This window comes from Pseudomonas sp. GW456-12-1-14-TSB6 (assembly GCF_059424205.1).
Genome location: NZ_JBWKZE010000071.1, coordinates 1 through 743 on the forward strand (window position 1 = coordinate 1; position 743 = coordinate 743).

The following is a 743-nucleotide window of genomic DNA, read 5'->3' on the forward strand; positions in this document are numbered from 1 at the left end:
GAGTGGCCGCCGGGGTCGGTCAGGCGATCCTTCAGGCCGGGACGGATGCGGTTATAGAGTATTTCGAGCGGGGGCGTGGACGTCCCTAAATTGCTGCTTCCACGCCTGATCGTGTAGTACAGCTTGTTGACCCGGTCCGGATGTAGTCGACCCTTGGGAATACGCAGCGTGGTGCGTGCGTTCGGATCGACAATGGTTTCGCTGTCCAGTGCTGCCGGTTCCCCCTCAAGCCAAAGCTCCATGATGTCTCCGGGATTCATGGTGCCCGTCGGCGGCGGATCGACGAGAACGACAGCGCCTTCACCATCGGTGACCAGATCATAGGCGACCAGGGGCACTCCGATATGCGCACCTTCTACGGGCGTGGTGTGGCCATTGACGATTGGCGGATAGAGGACGAGAACGGTGTTGTCCGGTGGGGTTGAAGTGGTCACGGATGAGGCTCCTGCGCGGTGGGAACGGGCAGGAGCTATCAGAGCGCTAAACGATGAATTTCGCACCTGACAGATCTGACAGGTGACGGCGGTTTTGCGACGAGTGGTCGTGTACTGTATGAAAAAACCGCCGTCCCGGTTGATTCGGAACGGCGGTTCTTTTTGTCTGGAAAGATGTGTTGCCTGTAAGTCAGCGTTCGTGAGCAAGCTCACTCCCACAGGAGGGCGGCAGTGGCGACGCGTTAATTCGGCAATTCCAGATTATCCAGCACCCGATTCACTGCCAGCTCGCCGAGCATGATCAGTTGC

1 pseudogene is annotated in these 743 nt (G+C 58.5%); it reads right to left on the bottom strand.

The features are described 5' to 3' along the window. A pseudogene (locus AC07Y2_RS28735) lies at nt 1-434 on the bottom strand (hypothetical protein); the annotation flags it as partial. Nucleotides 435-743 lie beyond the last annotated feature (309 nt).